Origin of the sequence: Falsochrobactrum ovis (assembly GCF_003259955.1) — a bacterium.
GTDB lineage: Bacteria > Pseudomonadota > Alphaproteobacteria > Rhizobiales > Rhizobiaceae > Brucella > Brucella ovis_A.
In genome coordinates, this window is record NZ_QLMK01000002.1 from 225,664 (window position 1) to 241,573 (window position 15,910).

The window sequence follows — 15,910 nt, forward strand, 5'->3', positions numbered from 1 at the left end:
GCTAATTATTGGCCTATGAAACAAATAGTAAAAGCCCGAGCTGTTCGCTTCGGGCTTTTTTTTAGCTGCGTGGCTTTAGATTTTCCGGATCATAAAGTGGTTTGTAGCCAATTGCTGCGACTTCAACCGGGTATGTTTCGCCAAAATATTCAATTTGGAGTTTGCGACCTTCTTGGCAGAAGTCCCAAGGCAAATAGGCAAGGGCAATATTTTTGCCGATGGTTGGGCCGTAAGCGATGGAAGAAGTGTAGGAGCGGCGGCCTAATTCGTCTACCAAAGTTTCACCGGTCTCAGGGTTGAGCACAGGCAGAATACCCACCGGATAGCGAGCCACCCCATGTTGATCGATATTATCCGTCATAACCAAAGTGCACAGCATGGCTGGCTGATGCTCACGAGATCTATATTCAAGGTGTTTTGCCTTGCCCCGGAAATCAGCGTCCTTGACCTTTGGTCGGGCGAGATCCGCTTCTAGAAGATTATATTCGGTCCGCAGGTCGGCATTTTGCAGGCGTAAGCTTTTTTCCATTCGCCTTGAGTTGGCGTAAGTTTCCACGCCTACCGCAATTACACCGGTTGAGCGCAATGCATCCCAGACAGCAAGCCCGTCTTCATAGCGCATATGCAATTCCCAGCCTTGTTCACCGACATAGGAAATGCGGAAGGCGGTTACCTCTTTATCAGCGATACGGATCGGTTTAATGGCAGCAAAGGGGAAGTTTTCTGGGTTTAAACCTTCAGGGTCCTCGACGACTTTCTTTAGGTTTTCCCTAGCGTTCGGCCCCCAAATACCAATCGTCACAAATTTTTCTGTCACGTCCGTGATGGTGACATTAAATCCCTTATCCTCAGCCATGCGGCGCATATAATGATAGTCACGAGGGCCAGCGTCCGCACCATTGATCATGCGAATACGATCAGCCATGCGGATAGCTGTAAAATCGGCGCGAACCATCCCTTCATCATCAAGGAAATGGGTATAAATGCCTTTGCCAATATTAGCATCGCCGCCGATTCTGGCTGCGCACAGCCATTCCATCAGCTCGACATGGTCCGGACCTTCAATGTCATATATTGCAAAATGCGATAGATTGATAATCCCACAATCCTCTGACATTGCCAGATGTTCAGCATTGGACACCCGCCAGAAATGGCGATTGTCCCATTCATTCTCACGCACTGGAATGCGATCACCATATTTTTCGAGCAGGTGTTCATTCGCGGCATAGCCATGGGCGCGTTCCCAACCGCCTAGCTCCATGAAATATCCGCCCAACTCTTTCTCCCGCTCATAAAAAGGAGAGCGGCGAATATTGCGGCCCTTCACGTATGGCTCGCGCGGATGCACAGCTGGATTATAGACTTTCATTGCCGTTTCTGTGCATCGGTCTTCAATATATTGTTCCTCAAGCTGATGCGGATAAAAACGAGAATAGTCGATTGCGTTATGGTCAATCGCTGTGCGACCGTCCGTCATCCAGTCGGCAAGCAGTTTGCCCATGCCCGGTGCGTCTTTGACCCAGATTGCGACCGCATACCAAAGGCCGCGTACTTTCTGGCTTTCACCAATTGAGGGCCCGCCATCGGTCGAGACCTGAAGAAAGCCGTTGAAAGAATGCGCTTCATTATAGCCAAGCTCGCCCAGAATTGGCGTCAGTTCAATCGCACGTTCGAGCGGTTCCAAGATCTGCTCCATTTCCAGATCTCGCTGGGAAGGGGATAGACGAGCTTCCTCTTTTTCCTGAAGATTGCGAGGATGGCAGAGGCGTGGGTTTTTCTCTTCGTAATAGCCCCATTCAATCTGTCCGCCCTCGGCAGTCTTTGGATCACCGGTGTCGCGCATATAGGCTGAATTGCCCTGATCTCTGAGCAAAGGCCAGCCAATCTCTTTGCCCGTGCCTTCAAATTCATTGTAAGGACCAAAAAAGGTCAGCGGGTGGTCGATCGGTATGACTGGCAGATCTTCACCCGCCATTTCAGCAATCAAGCGCCCCCAAAGACCAGCGCACACGACGACATAATCTGCTTCAATCGTTCCGCGATGGGTAACCACACCTTTGATGCGGCCATTTTCAATGACAAGGGATTGTGCGGGAGTATTGGCAAAGCAGGTTAATTTGCCGGTGGTTTCCGCTTGATCGATAAGTTTACCGGCCACGGTTTGCGAGCGCGGTATTACCAGTCCGGCGTCTGGGTCCCACAACCCACCTTGGACCAGACTTTCCTCAATCAGTGGGAATTTTTCTTTGACCTCAGCCGGGTCCATCATTCGTGCGCGGGTACCGAAGGCTTTGCCGGATACGACCTTGCGTTTGAGTTCGTCCATCCGGGCATCGTCACCCACGCGTGCAACTTCAATGCCGCCAATGCGAGCATAATGGCCCATTTTCTCAAAAAAGTTGATGGAATAAAGAGACGTCCAGCAGGTTAAATAATCATGGCTTGTCGCATAGCAGAAATCAGATGCGTGAGCGGTTGAACCGATATCTGTTGGAATGCCGGATTTATCGAGACCAACAATATCATCCCAGCCTCGTTCAACCAGATGATGAACGACAGAGGCGCCGACGATGCCTCCAACACCTATAATGACGACTTTTGCTTTTTTGGGAAACTCTGCCATTTGTGCGACCTTGGTTAAGGACCTGATTTGATCAAACCATAGGTGCTGGAATGAAATGATATTTGTCTTTTTACGACATAATCAGAGCATGTGGCGACCGGTCGTGCTTGTTCGATCAAGATGAGCAAGATAAACGCCGATGTGGAATAACCACCGTTGGTACAATGGGAATGTTCATCTCATGGAGAAGAAATAAGTCATTAATATTTTTACGTTTATCTCGCCTCAACTTTGCAGCTCTAGGCGTTAAGCAGCGGATAAAGTTCTGCGTTCTGCGCGTTCCTGTTGGGGAGAGCGGCCGTATAATTCTCTGTAGCATTTGGAAAAATGCGATGCAGAAACAAATCCGCAAGCGACGGCAACTTCGACTATAGGCATTGACGATTGAAGTAATAAATGTCGAGCTCTATCGAGGCGGATTTCAAGATAATAGCGCGCGGGTGAACGGCCCATTTCCTGACGGAAAAGGCGCTCAACCTGTCGGCGGGAAAGTCCAATATTATTGGCAACGGTAGTCAGAGCTTCTGGCTCAGATAGGTTGGCTTCCATCATCTCTATGATGGTCAGTATCTTGGAGTTTTGAACGCCTAATCGAGCGCGCAGGGGAAGGCGTTGCCTGTCATGGGGATTGCGTACGCGATCCGTCAGGGCCTGTTCACAGATACGATTAACGAGATTGCTATCAAAATCGTCCCCGATCAATTTAAGCAGCATATCGAGTGAGGCGGTGCCGCCCGCGCAAGTATAAAGATTGCTATCGACCTCAAAAAGATCGGCATAAACTTCCGCTTTAGGAAATGCTTCTGAAAAACCGGGCAGATTTTCCCAATGAATCGCACAGCGTTTTCCGGATAGTAAACCAGCGGCTGCGAGTATATGTGCGCCGGTACAAAGACCGCCAATGGCCACGCCGCGATTATATTCCTCTCGCAGCCAAGCAAACACGGATTTGTTGCGAAATTCTTCGACATAGACGCCTGAGCAAACGAATATCATGGGAAGATAGTCTTCCCGTTGGCGGGGGCGGCGCTCTTGCTCTAGCGAAGTGTCAACTGCACATTCAACGCCATTAGACGCCTTTACCGGTTTACCATCCACAGATGCCAGTCGCCAACGGTAGGCTTCATAACCCAACATCCGATTGGCAAGCCGTAGAGGCTCGATTGCTGTCGCAAATGCGATCATCGAAAAGTTTTGAACGAGAAAGAAAACAATAGATCGCCGTACCGATGAAGCCTGCTGCATAGCCTGATCGTTCCCATTTTTGAGGCATCCGTTGCAGTTCCCGCACCGGTATCACCTCAACATCCGTCAAATACGGAATCTCTTAGTTCCACCTATTTATTGCTGACTGTTTTAGTATAAAATGCCTGAATTTTGATTGGGCATTTATGACGCAAACAGAACAGAACTCTATTGATGCATAGAACGCATATTTTGCCTAGTGCGGCTAAATGCCTGTCGCTTAATGGATAGATGAGGTCGTAAAAATGAGCGCTGGCATCATTTTAGCCATAGTTGAAGGGCGGACTGTTCAGCGCTGATGATCGGTAAATGGTGATCGATAATTGGCTGGCAATATTGGCTATCCCAATAAGGCGTGGATATTTTCGGAGCACCATTTCCTTTTTTGAGAATATTGCGGGGAGGGTTATCAGGTGCGGAATATGGATGCCGGGCTCAGGTCGCTATCAGGTCGGTATGCAGATCAAACGGGAGGCTTGTCACCATATCTCGTGGTAGCAGATCTCTTGCGCCGTGTTTTCGAAACCTACTGGCGAAGTCTACGTTTTGAGACTGTTCGCATTGTTGGGATTGTGGGGGAACGATCACTAGCTCCCTTGCCGGTCACGCGTAGTGCACTAATTTCATAAATGACAGCTGAATGGAAATTGTGCGAAAAAGCTGGCTACATAATCTGCGTGGAATGACCTGTTGCAACGTTTATAATTGGGAGAACAGTTATGAAACTATCTCGATTTGTTCCAATTGCTCTTATCATTAGTTCGTTAGCTTTGGTGTCCTGTGCGAATACTGTGCGGGGCGTCGGAAAGGACGTCAAAAGCACCGCTAATGCCGTTGAGGATGCGGTGCAATGACGAGTTCCACCGGGTTCTAAACGGTTTTGTTCATGATGGTCAGTCTATTAACATATAGCTGACCGTCATGAAACGATCCGGCACGGTGCGGTAATGAACTTGGGTGGTGGTATAATCCGACTGCGGCAATTCTAATTGCAGGCCTTGCAAGATCTGCGGTATCGACTGCTCGGGGGGAGCGTCGCCAAACCATATGATCACGGCTGGCGTCGTAAAATTATAAGCATCTGTTGGAGTCTCAGGATGGATCACGCGAAGCTCAGGATCGAATAGCCGAAAATTTCCTCCGATGAGTGTATTATCGGTCAATATCGTCGTAAACGCGCCTTGGCCTTTAATGTCAGAATATAGTTTTGCAAAATCCAGCTGACCATATGGGGGAGCGCTTGATCCGTAGGTTAAATAATAGCCAAGCACCGGTGGCACGATGAGGGCGGCAATTATGCTAATGATTGCAAAGTCATTAAGCGCTCGGCTCTGGGCTCGATAGAGACCAAATAAACATGCAATTGCTGCAGGTAATAAAAACAAGACCGGTTGTAACCATCGGTCTTTGATATTGGTCATGCCCACCACAACGACCCCTACAAGAACAACCAATAGTCCCACCCCGATGATGCGGCGCATAAAGCGTTCGCCGGGCGAAAGTGTGTGTTGAAGTTGGGTCCGGCTTTTCACATGGATGAGGGCAATTATACCTGCTGTCGCTAAAACTAAAATTGAAAATAGGAACGCGGCCACGAAAAGGCTTTCGATGCCGACGATACGGTCTAAAAAAGGATTGGCGGCGACGCCGATTTGGAACTTTTCTGCCCGTTCTAAGACGTTTGACAAATGTCGCGACATCCAAAGCGCGGTGGGTGATATGCTCACAATAAAGGCCAGAAAAGTAAAAACTGACAATCTTGAAGATAATATTTTGCGATATTCGGGTATCGTTAAGCCGGTTAGGATCACCGTTATTACGAATATTGATGCATTAAATTTGCCCAAGATCGCTGCAACCATGGCGACGCCTAGAATTAGCGCACTAGCGATACTGGGTCGGCGCATGTGCCAAGCAAAGGCGCAAAATACCCATCCACATGCCGCTGTCCCGGCAACGGAATGGGTCAAGGCGCGTTGGGATTCCCAACCGATTTGAGGGATTAGGAATAGGCCAAGCATACCTGCTGAGGCTACTGCTTGAGAAAGTCCCAAAAGGCGTAAGCCAACGAAAACACTGACGAAAAGGCTGGCGAGAATGCTGAACTTCACAAGTTGCAGCGTGAGCATAGAAGTGCCAAGTAACGAAGTCGTCAGACTTGTAATCCAGGTATAAAGCGGCGGCTGGGACCCGCCATATCCCCAGTCAAGATAAGTGCTGTTTGCTAGCTGTTCGGCATCATCAACGCCAGCGCCGTTTGAGATAAAAGAAACCCATAAGACCTGAAAGACGAAATAAAGCAGGACGAACAGAACAGCCCACGGCAATCCAAATATTTTTTTATCGGTTTTTGAAGTCTGCACGAAAATATGGGAAGTCAATATTTCAGTCCTGATATTCGCTCTTATTTATCTGTAGAGAGCATTCACAGGTGTGCGGCCTAAATTCAATGAGAAAATAAAGGTTTTGACAAGAATCGACTTTATTTGATTCAATATTCACCAATGGCAAAAACCGCGCTTCCCTTTAGGGGCACGGTTTTGCCAAAATACGCATGGCGACCTGCATCAATACTCGGCAGGGAATTCACTCCGGTACGCAGTACCTGATCCGGAGCGTCGAGAGGGTTGAGGCCGTCTCTTGCTCCTGTTTAACCCAACATCGTTACCGGACAGTTATCAGAGCCTTAAGCAATTCTAAACATCGCGCTTTTTTAGCTGTTTCTGGCCCTTATTTTTCATTTTTAATCTCAATTAGGCGCAGAATATTGATCACTGAATGAGTTTCACATTTTCCAAGGTTCTTTTTAGTGAAGATTCGGAAGTTTGCGGTTGCCTGGATTTCAGGAGCGTCGGGCCGCGGCTCTATTTATTAATCGGGCGCGTTCGCAAATTCCTTCCGCAAAGAGTGTAATCGCAGATTGCCAGCCGGCGGAAGTTAGGTTAGGCAACGACCCATGTCGCGCGCAATTATGCTTCAAGGTACCGGTTCTGACGTTGGCAAGAGTGTCCTTGTTGCCGGGCTTTGTCGTGCTGCACGGAATCGCGGTTTGATCGTGCGGCCTTTCAAGCCACAGAACATGTCTAATAATGCTGCAGTTGCTGATGATGGTGGCGAAATTGGCCGTGCTCAGTGGTTGCAAGCCATGGCATGCGGCACTCCTAGTTCTATTCATATGAACCCCGTCCTTTTAAAGCCCAAATCGGATATGGGAAGCGAGATCATCGTTCAGGGGCGGGTGTATGGTGAAGCCGGGGGCAATTATTACCGGGAGTTAAAGCCGAAATTGCTCTCTGCCGTCATGGATTCTTTCGCGAATGTGAGCAAGGGAGCCGATCTTGTCATTGTGGAGGGCGCGGGCTCACCAGCGGAAATCAATCTTCGCGCAGGTGATATTGCGAATATGGGCTTTGCCACGCGCGCAAATGTTCCGGTTGTCTTGATTGGCGATATTGATCGAGGCGGGGTGATTGCTTCGCTGGTTGGCACCCATGCCATTTTATCAGATGAAGACCGGGCACAGGTCCGCGGTTTTTTGATCAATAAGTTTCGCGGGGATATTGGGCTTTTTGATGAGGGGCTTCAGGCGATTACGCGCTTTACGGGCTGGCCTTCATTTGGTGTCGTGCCTTGGCTTGAAGCGGTATCAAAACTTCCGGCAGAGGATGCTGTTGTACTAGAGCGCAATGCAAAAACTTGCCAAGGCATGTTTAAAATCGCAGTGCCTATGTTGCCCAGAATATCGAATTTTGATGACTTTGATCCCCTGAAAGCCGAGGCGGGCGTGCAGTTGATTATGGTGCCGCCGGGTTCGAAGATCCCAGAGGACGCAGATTTGATTATTCTGCCTGGGACCAAATCAACGATTGCTGATCTCGCAGCATTGCGTGGATATGGTTGGGACAAAGATATCTACTTACATTTGCGTCGCGGTGGGCATGTGTTTGGTATTTGTGGTGGCTATCAGATGTTGGGCACGACCATTTCTGACCCTGACGGATTGGAAGGAGAAGTGCGCCAAGAGAAGGGGCTGGGGCTACTCGAAGTCGAAACAGTTATGGTGCGCGAAAAATATGTGCGCAATGTCGAAGGGTATTCCTCGCTCAACAAAGCAAGCCTGCAAGGCTATGAAATTCATGTCGGTCGTACGGATGGTGCGGATAGTCAGCGACCTTTTGCAATTCTTGAAGGTCGAGCTGATGGCGCCATATCGGCGGATGGGCGCGTTATAGGAACTTATCTGCACGGTGTTTTCCGTTCAGATGCGTTTCGGCGAGATTTCCTCTCGTCGATTGGAGCTGAGCTTTCCGGGTATTCAAATTATCATGATGAAGTCGAGACGGCCTTAAATGAGCTGGCAGACGGGCTGGAAACTTCCCTCGATATTGATGGATTGTTTTCTCTCGCATCTTAAAACTTCAGATGTGGATGAGATTGGCCCTCGAGTTTAGAAAAATCAGGATGATTAGGTCATGGCTGCTAAAGGCAGAATAATCTTTGTTCTTGGCGGGGCACGGTCGGGAAAATCCTCATATGCAGAAGGGCTTATAGAAGCATCAGGACTGAAGCCAATTTATCTCGCGACAGGACGCGCTTTCGACAGTGAGATGGAAGAGCGAATTGACATTCATCGTGCAGGGCGGTCGGAGCATTGGCGCACTATTGAGGAGCCATTGGCACTTATCGATGCGCTCTCAAATCATTGCGCTCCGGATTGTTTCGTACTTGTCGATTGTCTGACGCTTTGGCTTACCAATCTGATGCTGGAGGAGCGAGATATAAAAACTGAAGTTGCTGCACTTTTAGATGCGCTGCCGCAACTTAACGGGCCGGTGGTATTTGTCTCTAATGAAGTAGGGCTTGGGATCGTACCGGACAATCAAATGGCACGAGATTTTCGCGATTATGCGGGGTTTCTGCACCAGGATGTCGCATCTTGTTCGGATGAGGTTTACTTCATGGCAGCTGGGTTGCCATTGAAGATGAAGGGATAGTTTAACTGCCTTAGAATATGATTCCGAAAACAAAGTTAAGTCTTTGATATATGAACTTATTTCTCTGCCTAGATAATGGGCACATGCGTTATGGCCCGTGTCCGCTTCCTTAACCGATCCCGCGGGTCTAGTAGCTTTGAGGTTTAAAAACCGATCAGCACTCTAATTGGATTGGTAGGGTCAATCAGAAGGCGTACGGCTAAAGCGATGCTAGCCACAACCAGCAATGGCTTGATGATGCGTGAGCCGACCTTCATAGCGACATTAGCGCCAATTTGGGCACCCAAGAACTGCGCAATTCCCATAGTAATGCCGATCTTCCAATTTATTACACCAAAGATGGCAAATGTTGCGAACGCGCCGACATTGGACGCGCAGTTGAGCAGCTTTGTATGGGCGGTGGCCTTTAAGACGCCGTAACCGGCGAGTGCGACAAATGCCATCATAAAGAAAGAGCCGGTTCCTGGTCCGAATAAGCCGTCATAAAAGCCAATTAGCGGAACTATTGTGAACCCGAAAGCGAATGATCCCATTCTGCGTGCCCGGTCGAGGTCGCCGATATTTGGTTTTGCGGCGAAATAGATGGCGATGGTTACGAGTAATGCGGGCAAAGCCGCACGCATAATATCGACCGGCACTATCGTCGCTAAAAATGCGCCTAATACTGAACCGACTAAGGACGCAATGGCTTCGGGCCATTGTTCGTAAATATTTACATAGCCTTTTCGCGCATAGGCAATGGTTGCTGAAGATGAACCAAATAGTCCTTGCAATTTGTTCGTGCCGAGCGCTTCCACCGGTGGGATTCCCGCAAGGAGCAGCGCAGGAATCGTAATCATGCCTCCACCGCCGGCGATCGAATCAATAATGCCTGCAACAAAGGCAGCACTGATTAATATGATAGTGAGAGTATCGAAAAATTCGAGCATGAAGGGAATCCGGCGGGCCTTTGGGCACCATAGATTAGAGAGACTAATTAGGCCAGACGCAGTTCTGCTTTTGGATGTTTTTTACTGGCGGGACTTTATACGCTTGCGTTGTTTTGGCGTTGGGGCAAAAATGATCAGGGCATATCAAACCGGACTGGGATATCGATGGGCGAAAGCATTTTTGAACGCATTACAGCATTTTTGAGTAAAAAAAGCGCGGTTCAACGTGTGGCGGAAGACCCGGCACTGGCTGCCGAATTATTGCTTTTATTACATGTGGTTTTTGCAGATGGGGATAGACATCCAGCCGAAATCGAAACTTTTAAGGAAATTGTTTCCAAAAACTTTGGGATTGAAAGCGATGAACTTCCGGAGGTTGCGGAATATCTGAAAGATTTTGCGTATGAAACAACGACGACACAGGCCGCGACCATGTTGGCCGAAATGGCCCCTGAGCGCCGCTTGTCACTCCTTAGCAATCTGTTGAAAATCGCCTGTGCTGATAATCGTATTGATCAGTCTGAAACCGCTATGATCCAGCGTATTGCTAAGGTTTTGGGTGTGACTGCGCAGGAACTTCGAGAGGCGCGTGCCGCATCACCCGCCGAGTGATGATGCTTGGCCGCGCTCCGGTACTGAAATGGTGATGAGCAAATCCGTCGGAAGTTGGTGCTCATTGCAAATTTCTTCGCATATGCTGGTGGTTAGCTGACGGGTAAGCGGGTCAATATCAGTTTCTGTCATACCATCGCCTGGCTGAAACATAATTCCGCTGCCGGGCGGGGCGGGAAAAACTGTTGATATGACGGTAAGTTCTACTGCCTGTTCTTGGCTTATCTCATGCCAGACAATGCCAGCCGTCGCATAGTATTCGCCGATGGATTCATAGGATAGTTGAAAATAAGGCACGTCGCCTTCTGGAAGAATTATGCCAACGGGATCCGCAAACTCTCCAGTTATAAGAGCGAGAAGTGCAGATTTCGCTGCCGCAGTTGCGCGAGCGCCCAAGCTGTCAGCATAAGAAGTTTCGAAGTCTTCTGACGGGTTGTTTTCTGGTGCAATTTCATCATTCATGACGGCATATATCCTATCTGCTAGCTCTGGCGCTATAGTTGGAATGCGAATTTACCATGGTTGAGTAGCTCATATAAGTAAGATCAGGGGCGGAGTGACAGAATATGAATGGATTTATGATCGCGGCCCCGTCGTCGGGCGCAGGAAAGACCACAATTATGTTGGGGCTGCTGCGCGCTTTGGAGCGTATGAATGTAGCGTTGACACCGGTTAAATCGGGCCCAGATTATATTGATCCTGCCTATCACCAAGCCGCAAGTGATGCCGAAAGTTTTAATTTTGATAGCTGGGCTATGCGGCCAGAACTCATCAGTGCGGTTTCATCTCGAATAACCGAAGGTGGAAAATTGCTCGTTGTCGAGGGCCGGAAGGGGCTGTTCGATGGCGCAACCGCAACAGAAGGCTCTTCCGCTGAACTCGCGCAACTGCTTGGCTTGCCGGTGATCTTAGTGGTAGATTGTGAAAACTTAACCCATTCAGTTGCGGCAATCGTTGCGGGTTTCAGCCAGTTTCGCAGGAATGTCTTGATTGCGGGCGTGGTACTCAACCGAGTCATAAGTGATCGCCACGAAACGATGCTGAGAACGGCTCTTGAACCATCGGGTATTCCAGTTCTGGGGGCTTTACCTTTTGATCTCGGTCTGACTTTACCGGTCATCAGTGCGGGTAAATTGGGTGCTGAGGCTGAAATAGCGTTGGAAGAGTTTCTAAATCATGCTGCGACTGTGATCGAAACGCATATGGATTTGCAGATGCTGCGCCATATTTGGCAAGGCACCAAACGTCTTCCCGCAATGGCCAATGTCACTCGCCTGCCGCCGCTAGGAAGCCGGATAGCCATCGCAAAAGACGAAGCTTTCGCTTTTGCCTTTGCTCATATTTTTGAAGCTTGGCGGAGACGAGGGGCAGAGCTTCATTTCTTCTCCCCGCTTTTGGATGAAGCCCCAAAGCCAGATGCCGATGCTATTTATCTTCCTGGAGGATATCCTGAAATCTTTGCCGCAAGATTGGCAGCATCGCAGCGATTTCGAGATGGAATGAGAGAGGCGGCTGCTCGCGGAACGACCATCTATGGCGAGGGCGGCGGATATATGGTTCTGGGAGAGGGGTTAACGGACAAGCTTGGGGTCCGACATCAGATGCTGGGCCTTTTGCCGGTGGAAACTTCGGTCAAAGAGAGTGCGGAATATTCCGGTTATCGAGAATTGGAGCCGCTCGAAGGTGGACCGTGGACGACCACGTTAAGGGGACATGAATGTCATCATGCGCGTCTGATCTCGGAACAATCCACACAAGCGCTTTTTAAGGTGAGAGACGAAAGCGGGAACGAATTGGGCTATATTGGTCATCGGATTGGTAATGTTAGCGGTTCTTTTGTTCGGGTGATGGATATTGCCGGAGAGTAGTTGAGGGCACGGATTGAACATGGCGGCGCACGTGATCAGGCGGTTCGTCGATATGGCGGAATTGCACGAGATTGGCTGGACCTTTCAACCGGTATCAACCCGGGATCGTTCGCTCTATTGCAAGTCGACTTAGAAATTTGGAACCGTCTGCCCGATTCAAAGCTTCAGAAACGCTGTCAGCTGCGCGATTAAGAGGTTGATGATGATGCGCCAATGGTGGCTGCGTTAGGGACACAGGCACTGTTTCGGATCAAATGAATTTATTGAGTGCGATTACTATAATGATAGCTGTTAGCTGGTTTATCGGTCAGCGGGTTTAAAACGTTTGCCATCATAACGCTGCAAACGATTTGGGTTGTCTGTCCGCGTGCCCTGGTGATCAAATTTAAGCGTCCCGAGTGCGGTTTCAAAGCTGTCATTGTATAAAATGCTTATAATCGGGCGGTTTTGTTTTTGTGACTGTTGAGCTGCCAAGGCTGCAAGTTCGAGGATTGCATAACCCCTGACCGCATTGGCATCGGGTATAATTTGAGCCTGCCGCAGGGCATCAAGCGCCGAACCTGCGGACGGAAGGTCCAGCGGGTTCAAGGGAGCGATCATCAGCGTATTTTCTTTTAAAGGCAAAGGGCCGGGCGCCGCGTTGAGCATACTTCCGCCAGCCACGACCAATGGATAGTTAAGCGCATCAGAACTTGCGCTAATCGCCGCAATATCGTCGCGCTCACCGCCGACATAAACATGGGTGGCGCCGGCACGGCGAAGGCGTGCTACCAAAGCGTTCTGATTTTCTAATCCCGGACGATAGGTGTCGGTAAAGACCGGTTCGAGTTGTTGCTCTTTGAGATAGTTTAGAAGATGAGCTGCGCGCACTCTGCCTTCGATTGTGCCGTCGTCAATGATGGCAAAGGGTTCTGACCGCCAAAGACTAGCTAGGAAACTTCCGGTAGTCTGCATTTCTTTTTCAAGTCCGGTCGTCACACGGAAAACCGGCATCGTAGCGCCAGACCGGCGTTCGGTGAGGGTAGGGCCGCTGGTGCTCGTAGTGAGAATAGCGATATTTTTTTCCGCAAGGATTGGCAGCGCGGCTTCCAATGCTTCGGTGCAATGAAAACCTAACGCAATCACAACACTTTCTTGGACAAATTTTTGTGCTGCTGCGCGGCCACCATCTGCGCTGCATTGATCATCGGCAACAATAAGTGTTAGGTCTTTGTTATTGGCCGCAGTTTTTGCTCCTTCAAGAAATTGCTGGCCGAGCGGTGCAAACCCACCGCTTAACGGCGCTGCAAGTCCAACGCGTAGTTCTTGTGCAAAGGAAGGAATAACCGCGAGAGTGTAGAGCGCGAAGATCGAGAGGATAGCGATCAGACGGTCGAGACGAAAACATGCTAGTGTGGCGAATTGGAACGCCATCTCAAGCTTCTTCCTAATCTGGATAGGTTCAATCACTCAGGCGATCTTCTTTCATATTTCTTGGCAATTGTTCAAAAGTGGGTAGCGGTTTCTTCACCTTTGTGCAATGCCCCTGAAGTTGTCGGGGCGCACTGAGCCCCGATGCAAGCAAGTCAAAACGGATGCTATTCAAGTGCAAACGGGTAAAAACACTTTTTTAAATGTGGCGCCAGTCCAATCCCAGGCCTATCGCGATGCTATGAGTCATTATGCGGGGGCGGTGCAAGTGGTCACAACCGACGGAACCGCCGGAAGGCGAGGGGTCACATTGACGGCGTCGTGCTCGGTTTCTGATAATCCTCCGACTGTACTGATCTGCCTACAAAAAATTCATGAGGAAAACCGGCTCTTTCTGGAGAATGGCGTATTCGCGATCAACACGCTTTCAGGCTCGCAAGAACAATTGGCAGAAGCATTTTCTGGTCGTATAGGCTTAACGCAGGACGAGCGTTTTGAATTGGCCGAATGGGATATATTGTCCACCGGCGCGCCAGCTTTGGTTGGAGCTCTTGCCGTTTTTGACTGTCGTGTGACTAGCGTTCAAGATCATTCTACTCATTATGTTCTTTTTGGCGAAGTCGCGGCCTTGCGTGCAAGTACCGACGATGAGGCGCTGATTTATCTTAACCGGCGTTATCATCGCCTGGAACTTTAGCCCTAATGGCAGGAAGGAATTGTAATGCGGTTAGGTCTGGTTGCGGTAATGCTGTTTATGTCTGCGGTCTCGGCCTTTGCACAAAAATTGCTGTCTCCATTTAAGGATAATTATTTTGCCTATCCCGCAATTTTAGGAAGTGCTGATAATGGCGATTATAAAATCGTCGATTATAACGAAATGCGCGATATTAATGGTCGCGATGCGGTGCCAGAAAAACGCGCCAAGGATGTTTACGTTTCCCTCAGAGCTCGCGCACAACAAAAAGAGGTCGCTTTTCAAACTTCCGCCGGTCGGGTCAAATCGGTTGCAGTGGGCAAGCTAAAGAACGCATCTTTCATCGTGGTATATTTGCATGGCCGAGGCGGTAACCGCTTTCAAGGGGTCAATGATTTCACATTTGGGGGCAACTTCAACCGCATAAAAAATCTGGCAAGTTCGAATGGTGGGCTTTATGTGACACCGGACTTCAAGGATTTTGCTGCTACGGGCGAGGCTCAAATCGCTGCGCTTGTGGCAGAACTTAAAGCCTCGTCGCCTGCCGCCCCGCTTATTCTTGCCTGCGGCTCGCAAGGAGGGGCACTTTGTTGGCGTGTTGCAGCAAATCCGCGTGTTGGAGATCAATTGGCTGGGTTGATTTTGCTTGGGTCGCTTTGGGATGAAGGGTTCTTTAAATCGCCAGCTTTTAAGAAAAAAGTTCCGGTGTTTTTCACACATGGCAGCCGGGATCCGGTATTTCCGATTGACCGTCAGGAAGCGTTTTATCGCGAGATCCGCAAGCGCTCCCCAACCTATCCGGTGCAATTTCGTAGATTTGAAAGCGGTAATCATGGCACACCGATCCGGATGAGCGATTGGCGTGAGATGATCAATTGGATTTTGGAAAACCAATGATTTAAGCCTTGGGAAGAAGCGAACAAAAACCGTTAATGTGGCGTTCCTGCACTCGACAATCCAGAAAAACTGAATAGAGCTGAACTAACTTAAGTTATCATCAAACTTGTGAGGTTGTTTATGCGCGGATCCTTGGGAAAAGGCGCTCGATTTCTGATTGTCGCAATGCTCGCTCCGTTAGCGGCGGCGTGTACGACGACCACACAAAACTCTACGGCTACGACCAGCAATGAAAACGCCGCATCGGCTCCGCGCTTTGCCGTGCCGCGTTTTACACCTGTGGTATCGATTGATCCAATAATAGCTGAATCCTGCATCAATGCCGCCGCTAATAAATATTTCTTGCCGGTAAGTGTGATCAGAGTGGTGAATTCCCGACCACGATCAGGCGGCGGCACGGATGTTGATATGCAGGTCGATCTGCGCACAGCCGTTTGTCAGGTTTCGGCTAGCGGTAATGTTACAAGTGTTATCGATACTATGCCGAAAAGTGCGGATCAGGCTGCAGCGGAAGCCGCCGCTGCAAAGGCTGAATCCGCAAAACTTGCGGTCTCGAGTGCGAAAAATCCTTAGAGACAGTGAACTGACGACTAGCTAACTTAATAGAGGCAGAGAGGGCAGGGAAGTCCCTGCCTTAA

The 15,910-nt window shown here is 49.4% G+C and carries 15 protein-coding genes; 9 read left to right on the forward strand and 6 right to left on the reverse strand.

Features of this window, described 5'->3' with window-relative positions; translation table 11 throughout:
- Positions 1–61: 61 nt before the first annotated feature.
- Together C7374_RS04700 and C7374_RS04705 are read right to left on the reverse strand one after the other, a co-directional pair.
- A complete protein-coding gene (locus C7374_RS04700; RefSeq protein WP_111574454.1) occupies positions 62–2,623 on the reverse strand; it encodes a GcvT family protein in 2,562 nt (853 codons plus the stop codon).
- A gap of 246 nt (positions 2,624–2,869) precedes the next feature.
- A complete protein-coding gene (locus C7374_RS04705) occupies positions 2,870–3,868 on the reverse strand; it encodes a GlxA family transcriptional regulator (protein WP_111574455.1) in 999 nt (332 codons plus the stop codon).
- 719 nt (positions 3,869–4,587) lie between these two features.
- On the opposite strand from C7374_RS04705, the gene C7374_RS16520 reads away from it, so the two are divergent.
- Positions 4,588–4,722, forward strand: a complete 135-nt coding sequence (locus C7374_RS16520) for an entericidin A/B family lipoprotein (protein WP_111574456.1) — start codon at positions 4,588–4,590, stop codon at positions 4,720–4,722.
- A 39-nt stretch (positions 4,723–4,761) separates the two neighbouring features.
- Here the strand turns inward: C7374_RS16520 and C7374_RS04715 are convergent, their stop codons facing one another.
- Complete coding sequence (locus C7374_RS04715; protein WP_210205069.1) at positions 4,762–6,249, reverse strand: ArnT family glycosyltransferase; 1,488 nt, start codon at positions 6,247–6,249, stop codon at positions 4,762–4,764.
- 575 nt (positions 6,250–6,824) lie between these two features.
- Between C7374_RS04715 and C7374_RS04720 the strand changes: the two genes are divergently transcribed.
- A complete protein-coding gene (locus tag C7374_RS04720) occupies positions 6,825–8,282 on the forward strand; it encodes a cobyric acid synthase (protein WP_111574458.1) in 1,458 nt (485 codons plus the stop codon).
- A 58-nt stretch (positions 8,283–8,340) separates the two neighbouring features.
- On the forward strand, positions 8,341–8,862 hold the full coding sequence (gene cobU / locus C7374_RS04725) for a bifunctional adenosylcobinamide kinase/adenosylcobinamide-phosphate guanylyltransferase (protein ID WP_111574459.1): 522 nt from the start codon (positions 8,341–8,343) through the stop codon (positions 8,860–8,862).
- A 143-nt stretch (positions 8,863–9,005) separates the two neighbouring features.
- On the opposite strand, the gene C7374_RS04730 is transcribed toward cobU, so the two are convergent.
- The gene (locus tag C7374_RS04730; protein ID WP_111574460.1) at positions 9,006–9,791 is read right to left on the reverse strand and encodes a TSUP family transporter; all 786 of its coding nucleotides are present in this window, start codon (positions 9,789–9,791) and stop codon (positions 9,006–9,008) included.
- Between the two features lie 165 nt (positions 9,792–9,956).
- Here C7374_RS04730 and C7374_RS04735 point away from each other — a divergent pair, with 165 nt between their 5' ends.
- Positions 9,957–10,403: a tellurite resistance TerB family protein gene (locus tag C7374_RS04735; protein WP_111574461.1), complete on the forward strand. Its 447-nt coding sequence runs from the start codon at positions 9,957–9,959 to the stop codon at positions 10,401–10,403.
- Here the strand turns inward: C7374_RS04735 and C7374_RS04740 are convergent.
- The gene (locus C7374_RS04740) at positions 10,389–10,865 is read right to left on the reverse strand and encodes a cobalt-precorrin-5B (C(1))-methyltransferase (protein ID WP_111574462.1); all 477 of its coding nucleotides are present in this window, start codon (positions 10,863–10,865) and stop codon (positions 10,389–10,391) included. The genes C7374_RS04735 and C7374_RS04740 overlap by 15 nt on opposite strands.
- 104 nt (positions 10,866–10,969) lie before the next feature.
- Here C7374_RS04740 and C7374_RS04745 point away from each other — a divergent pair, with 104 nt between their 5' ends.
- Together C7374_RS04745 and C7374_RS04750 are read left to right on the forward strand one after the other, a co-directional pair.
- Positions 10,970–12,271 (forward strand): cobyrinic acid a,c-diamide synthase CobB, encoded by a 1,302-nt coding sequence (locus tag C7374_RS04745; RefSeq protein ID WP_111574463.1) that lies wholly within the window; start codon positions 10,970–10,972, stop codon positions 12,269–12,271.
- A complete protein-coding gene (locus C7374_RS04750; RefSeq protein WP_111574464.1) occupies positions 12,272–12,463 on the forward strand; it encodes a hypothetical protein in 192 nt (63 codons plus the stop codon).
- A gap of 108 nt (positions 12,464–12,571) precedes the next feature.
- On the opposite strand, the gene C7374_RS04755 is transcribed toward C7374_RS04750, so the two are convergent.
- The gene (locus tag C7374_RS04755; protein WP_111574465.1) at positions 12,572–13,684 is read right to left on the reverse strand and encodes a branched-chain amino acid ABC transporter substrate-binding protein; all 1,113 of its coding nucleotides are present in this window, start codon (positions 13,682–13,684) and stop codon (positions 12,572–12,574) included.
- 106 nt (positions 13,685–13,790) lie between these two features.
- On the opposite strand from C7374_RS04755, the gene C7374_RS04760 reads away from it, so the two are divergent.
- The 3 genes from C7374_RS04760 (at position 13,791) to C7374_RS04770 (ending at position 15,845) form a co-directional block, all read left to right on the forward strand.
- Positions 13,791–14,378, forward strand: coding sequence for a flavin reductase (locus C7374_RS04760; protein WP_111574466.1), 588 nt, complete (start codon positions 13,791–13,793; stop codon positions 14,376–14,378).
- Positions 14,379–14,426: 48 nt separating this feature from the next.
- Positions 14,427–15,272: an alpha/beta hydrolase gene (locus C7374_RS04765; RefSeq protein ID WP_374850195.1), complete on the forward strand. Its 846-nt coding sequence runs from the start codon at positions 14,427–14,429 to the stop codon at positions 15,270–15,272.
- Between the two features lie 120 nt (positions 15,273–15,392).
- Complete coding sequence (locus C7374_RS04770) at positions 15,393–15,845, forward strand: hypothetical protein (protein ID WP_111574468.1); 453 nt, start codon at positions 15,393–15,395, stop codon at positions 15,843–15,845.
- Positions 15,846–15,910 lie beyond the last annotated feature (65 nt).

Excerpts from the sequence above, each read along its gene's own strand:
- C7374_RS04700 (WP_111574454.1), bottom strand. The coding sequence starts at position 2,623 with ATGGCAGAGTTTCCCAAAAAAGCAAAAGTCGTCATTATAGGTGTTGGA.
- C7374_RS04730 (WP_111574460.1), bottom strand. The coding sequence starts at position 9,791 with ATGCTCGAATTTTTCGATACTCTCACTATCATATTAATCAGTGCTGCC.
- C7374_RS16520 (WP_111574456.1), top strand. The coding sequence starts at position 4,588 with ATGAAACTATCTCGATTTGTTCCAATTGCTCTTATCATTAGTTCGTTA.
- C7374_RS04735 (WP_111574461.1), top strand. The coding sequence starts at position 9,957 with ATGGGCGAAAGCATTTTTGAACGCATTACAGCATTTTTGAGTAAAAAA.
- C7374_RS04755 (WP_111574465.1), bottom strand. The coding sequence starts at position 13,684 with ATGGCGTTCCAATTCGCCACACTAGCATGTTTTCGTCTCGACCGTCTG.
- C7374_RS04740 (WP_111574462.1), bottom strand. The coding sequence starts at position 10,865 with ATGAATGATGAAATTGCACCAGAAAACAACCCGTCAGAAGACTTCGAA.
- C7374_RS04720 (WP_111574458.1), top strand. The coding sequence starts at position 6,825 with ATGTCGCGCGCAATTATGCTTCAAGGTACCGGTTCTGACGTTGGCAAG.
- C7374_RS04745 (WP_111574463.1), top strand. The coding sequence starts at position 10,970 with ATGAATGGATTTATGATCGCGGCCCCGTCGTCGGGCGCAGGAAAGACC.
- C7374_RS04770 (WP_111574468.1), top strand. The coding sequence starts at position 15,393 with ATGCGCGGATCCTTGGGAAAAGGCGCTCGATTTCTGATTGTCGCAATG.
- C7374_RS04705 (WP_111574455.1), bottom strand. The coding sequence starts at position 3,868 with ATGCAGCAGGCTTCATCGGTACGGCGATCTATTGTTTTCTTTCTCGTT.
- C7374_RS04765 (WP_374850195.1), top strand. The coding sequence starts at position 14,427 with ATGCTGTTTATGTCTGCGGTCTCGGCCTTTGCACAAAAATTGCTGTCT.
- cobU (WP_111574459.1), top strand. The coding sequence starts at position 8,341 with ATGGCTGCTAAAGGCAGAATAATCTTTGTTCTTGGCGGGGCACGGTCG.
- C7374_RS04760 (WP_111574466.1), top strand. The coding sequence starts at position 13,791 with ATGCCCCTGAAGTTGTCGGGGCGCACTGAGCCCCGATGCAAGCAAGTC.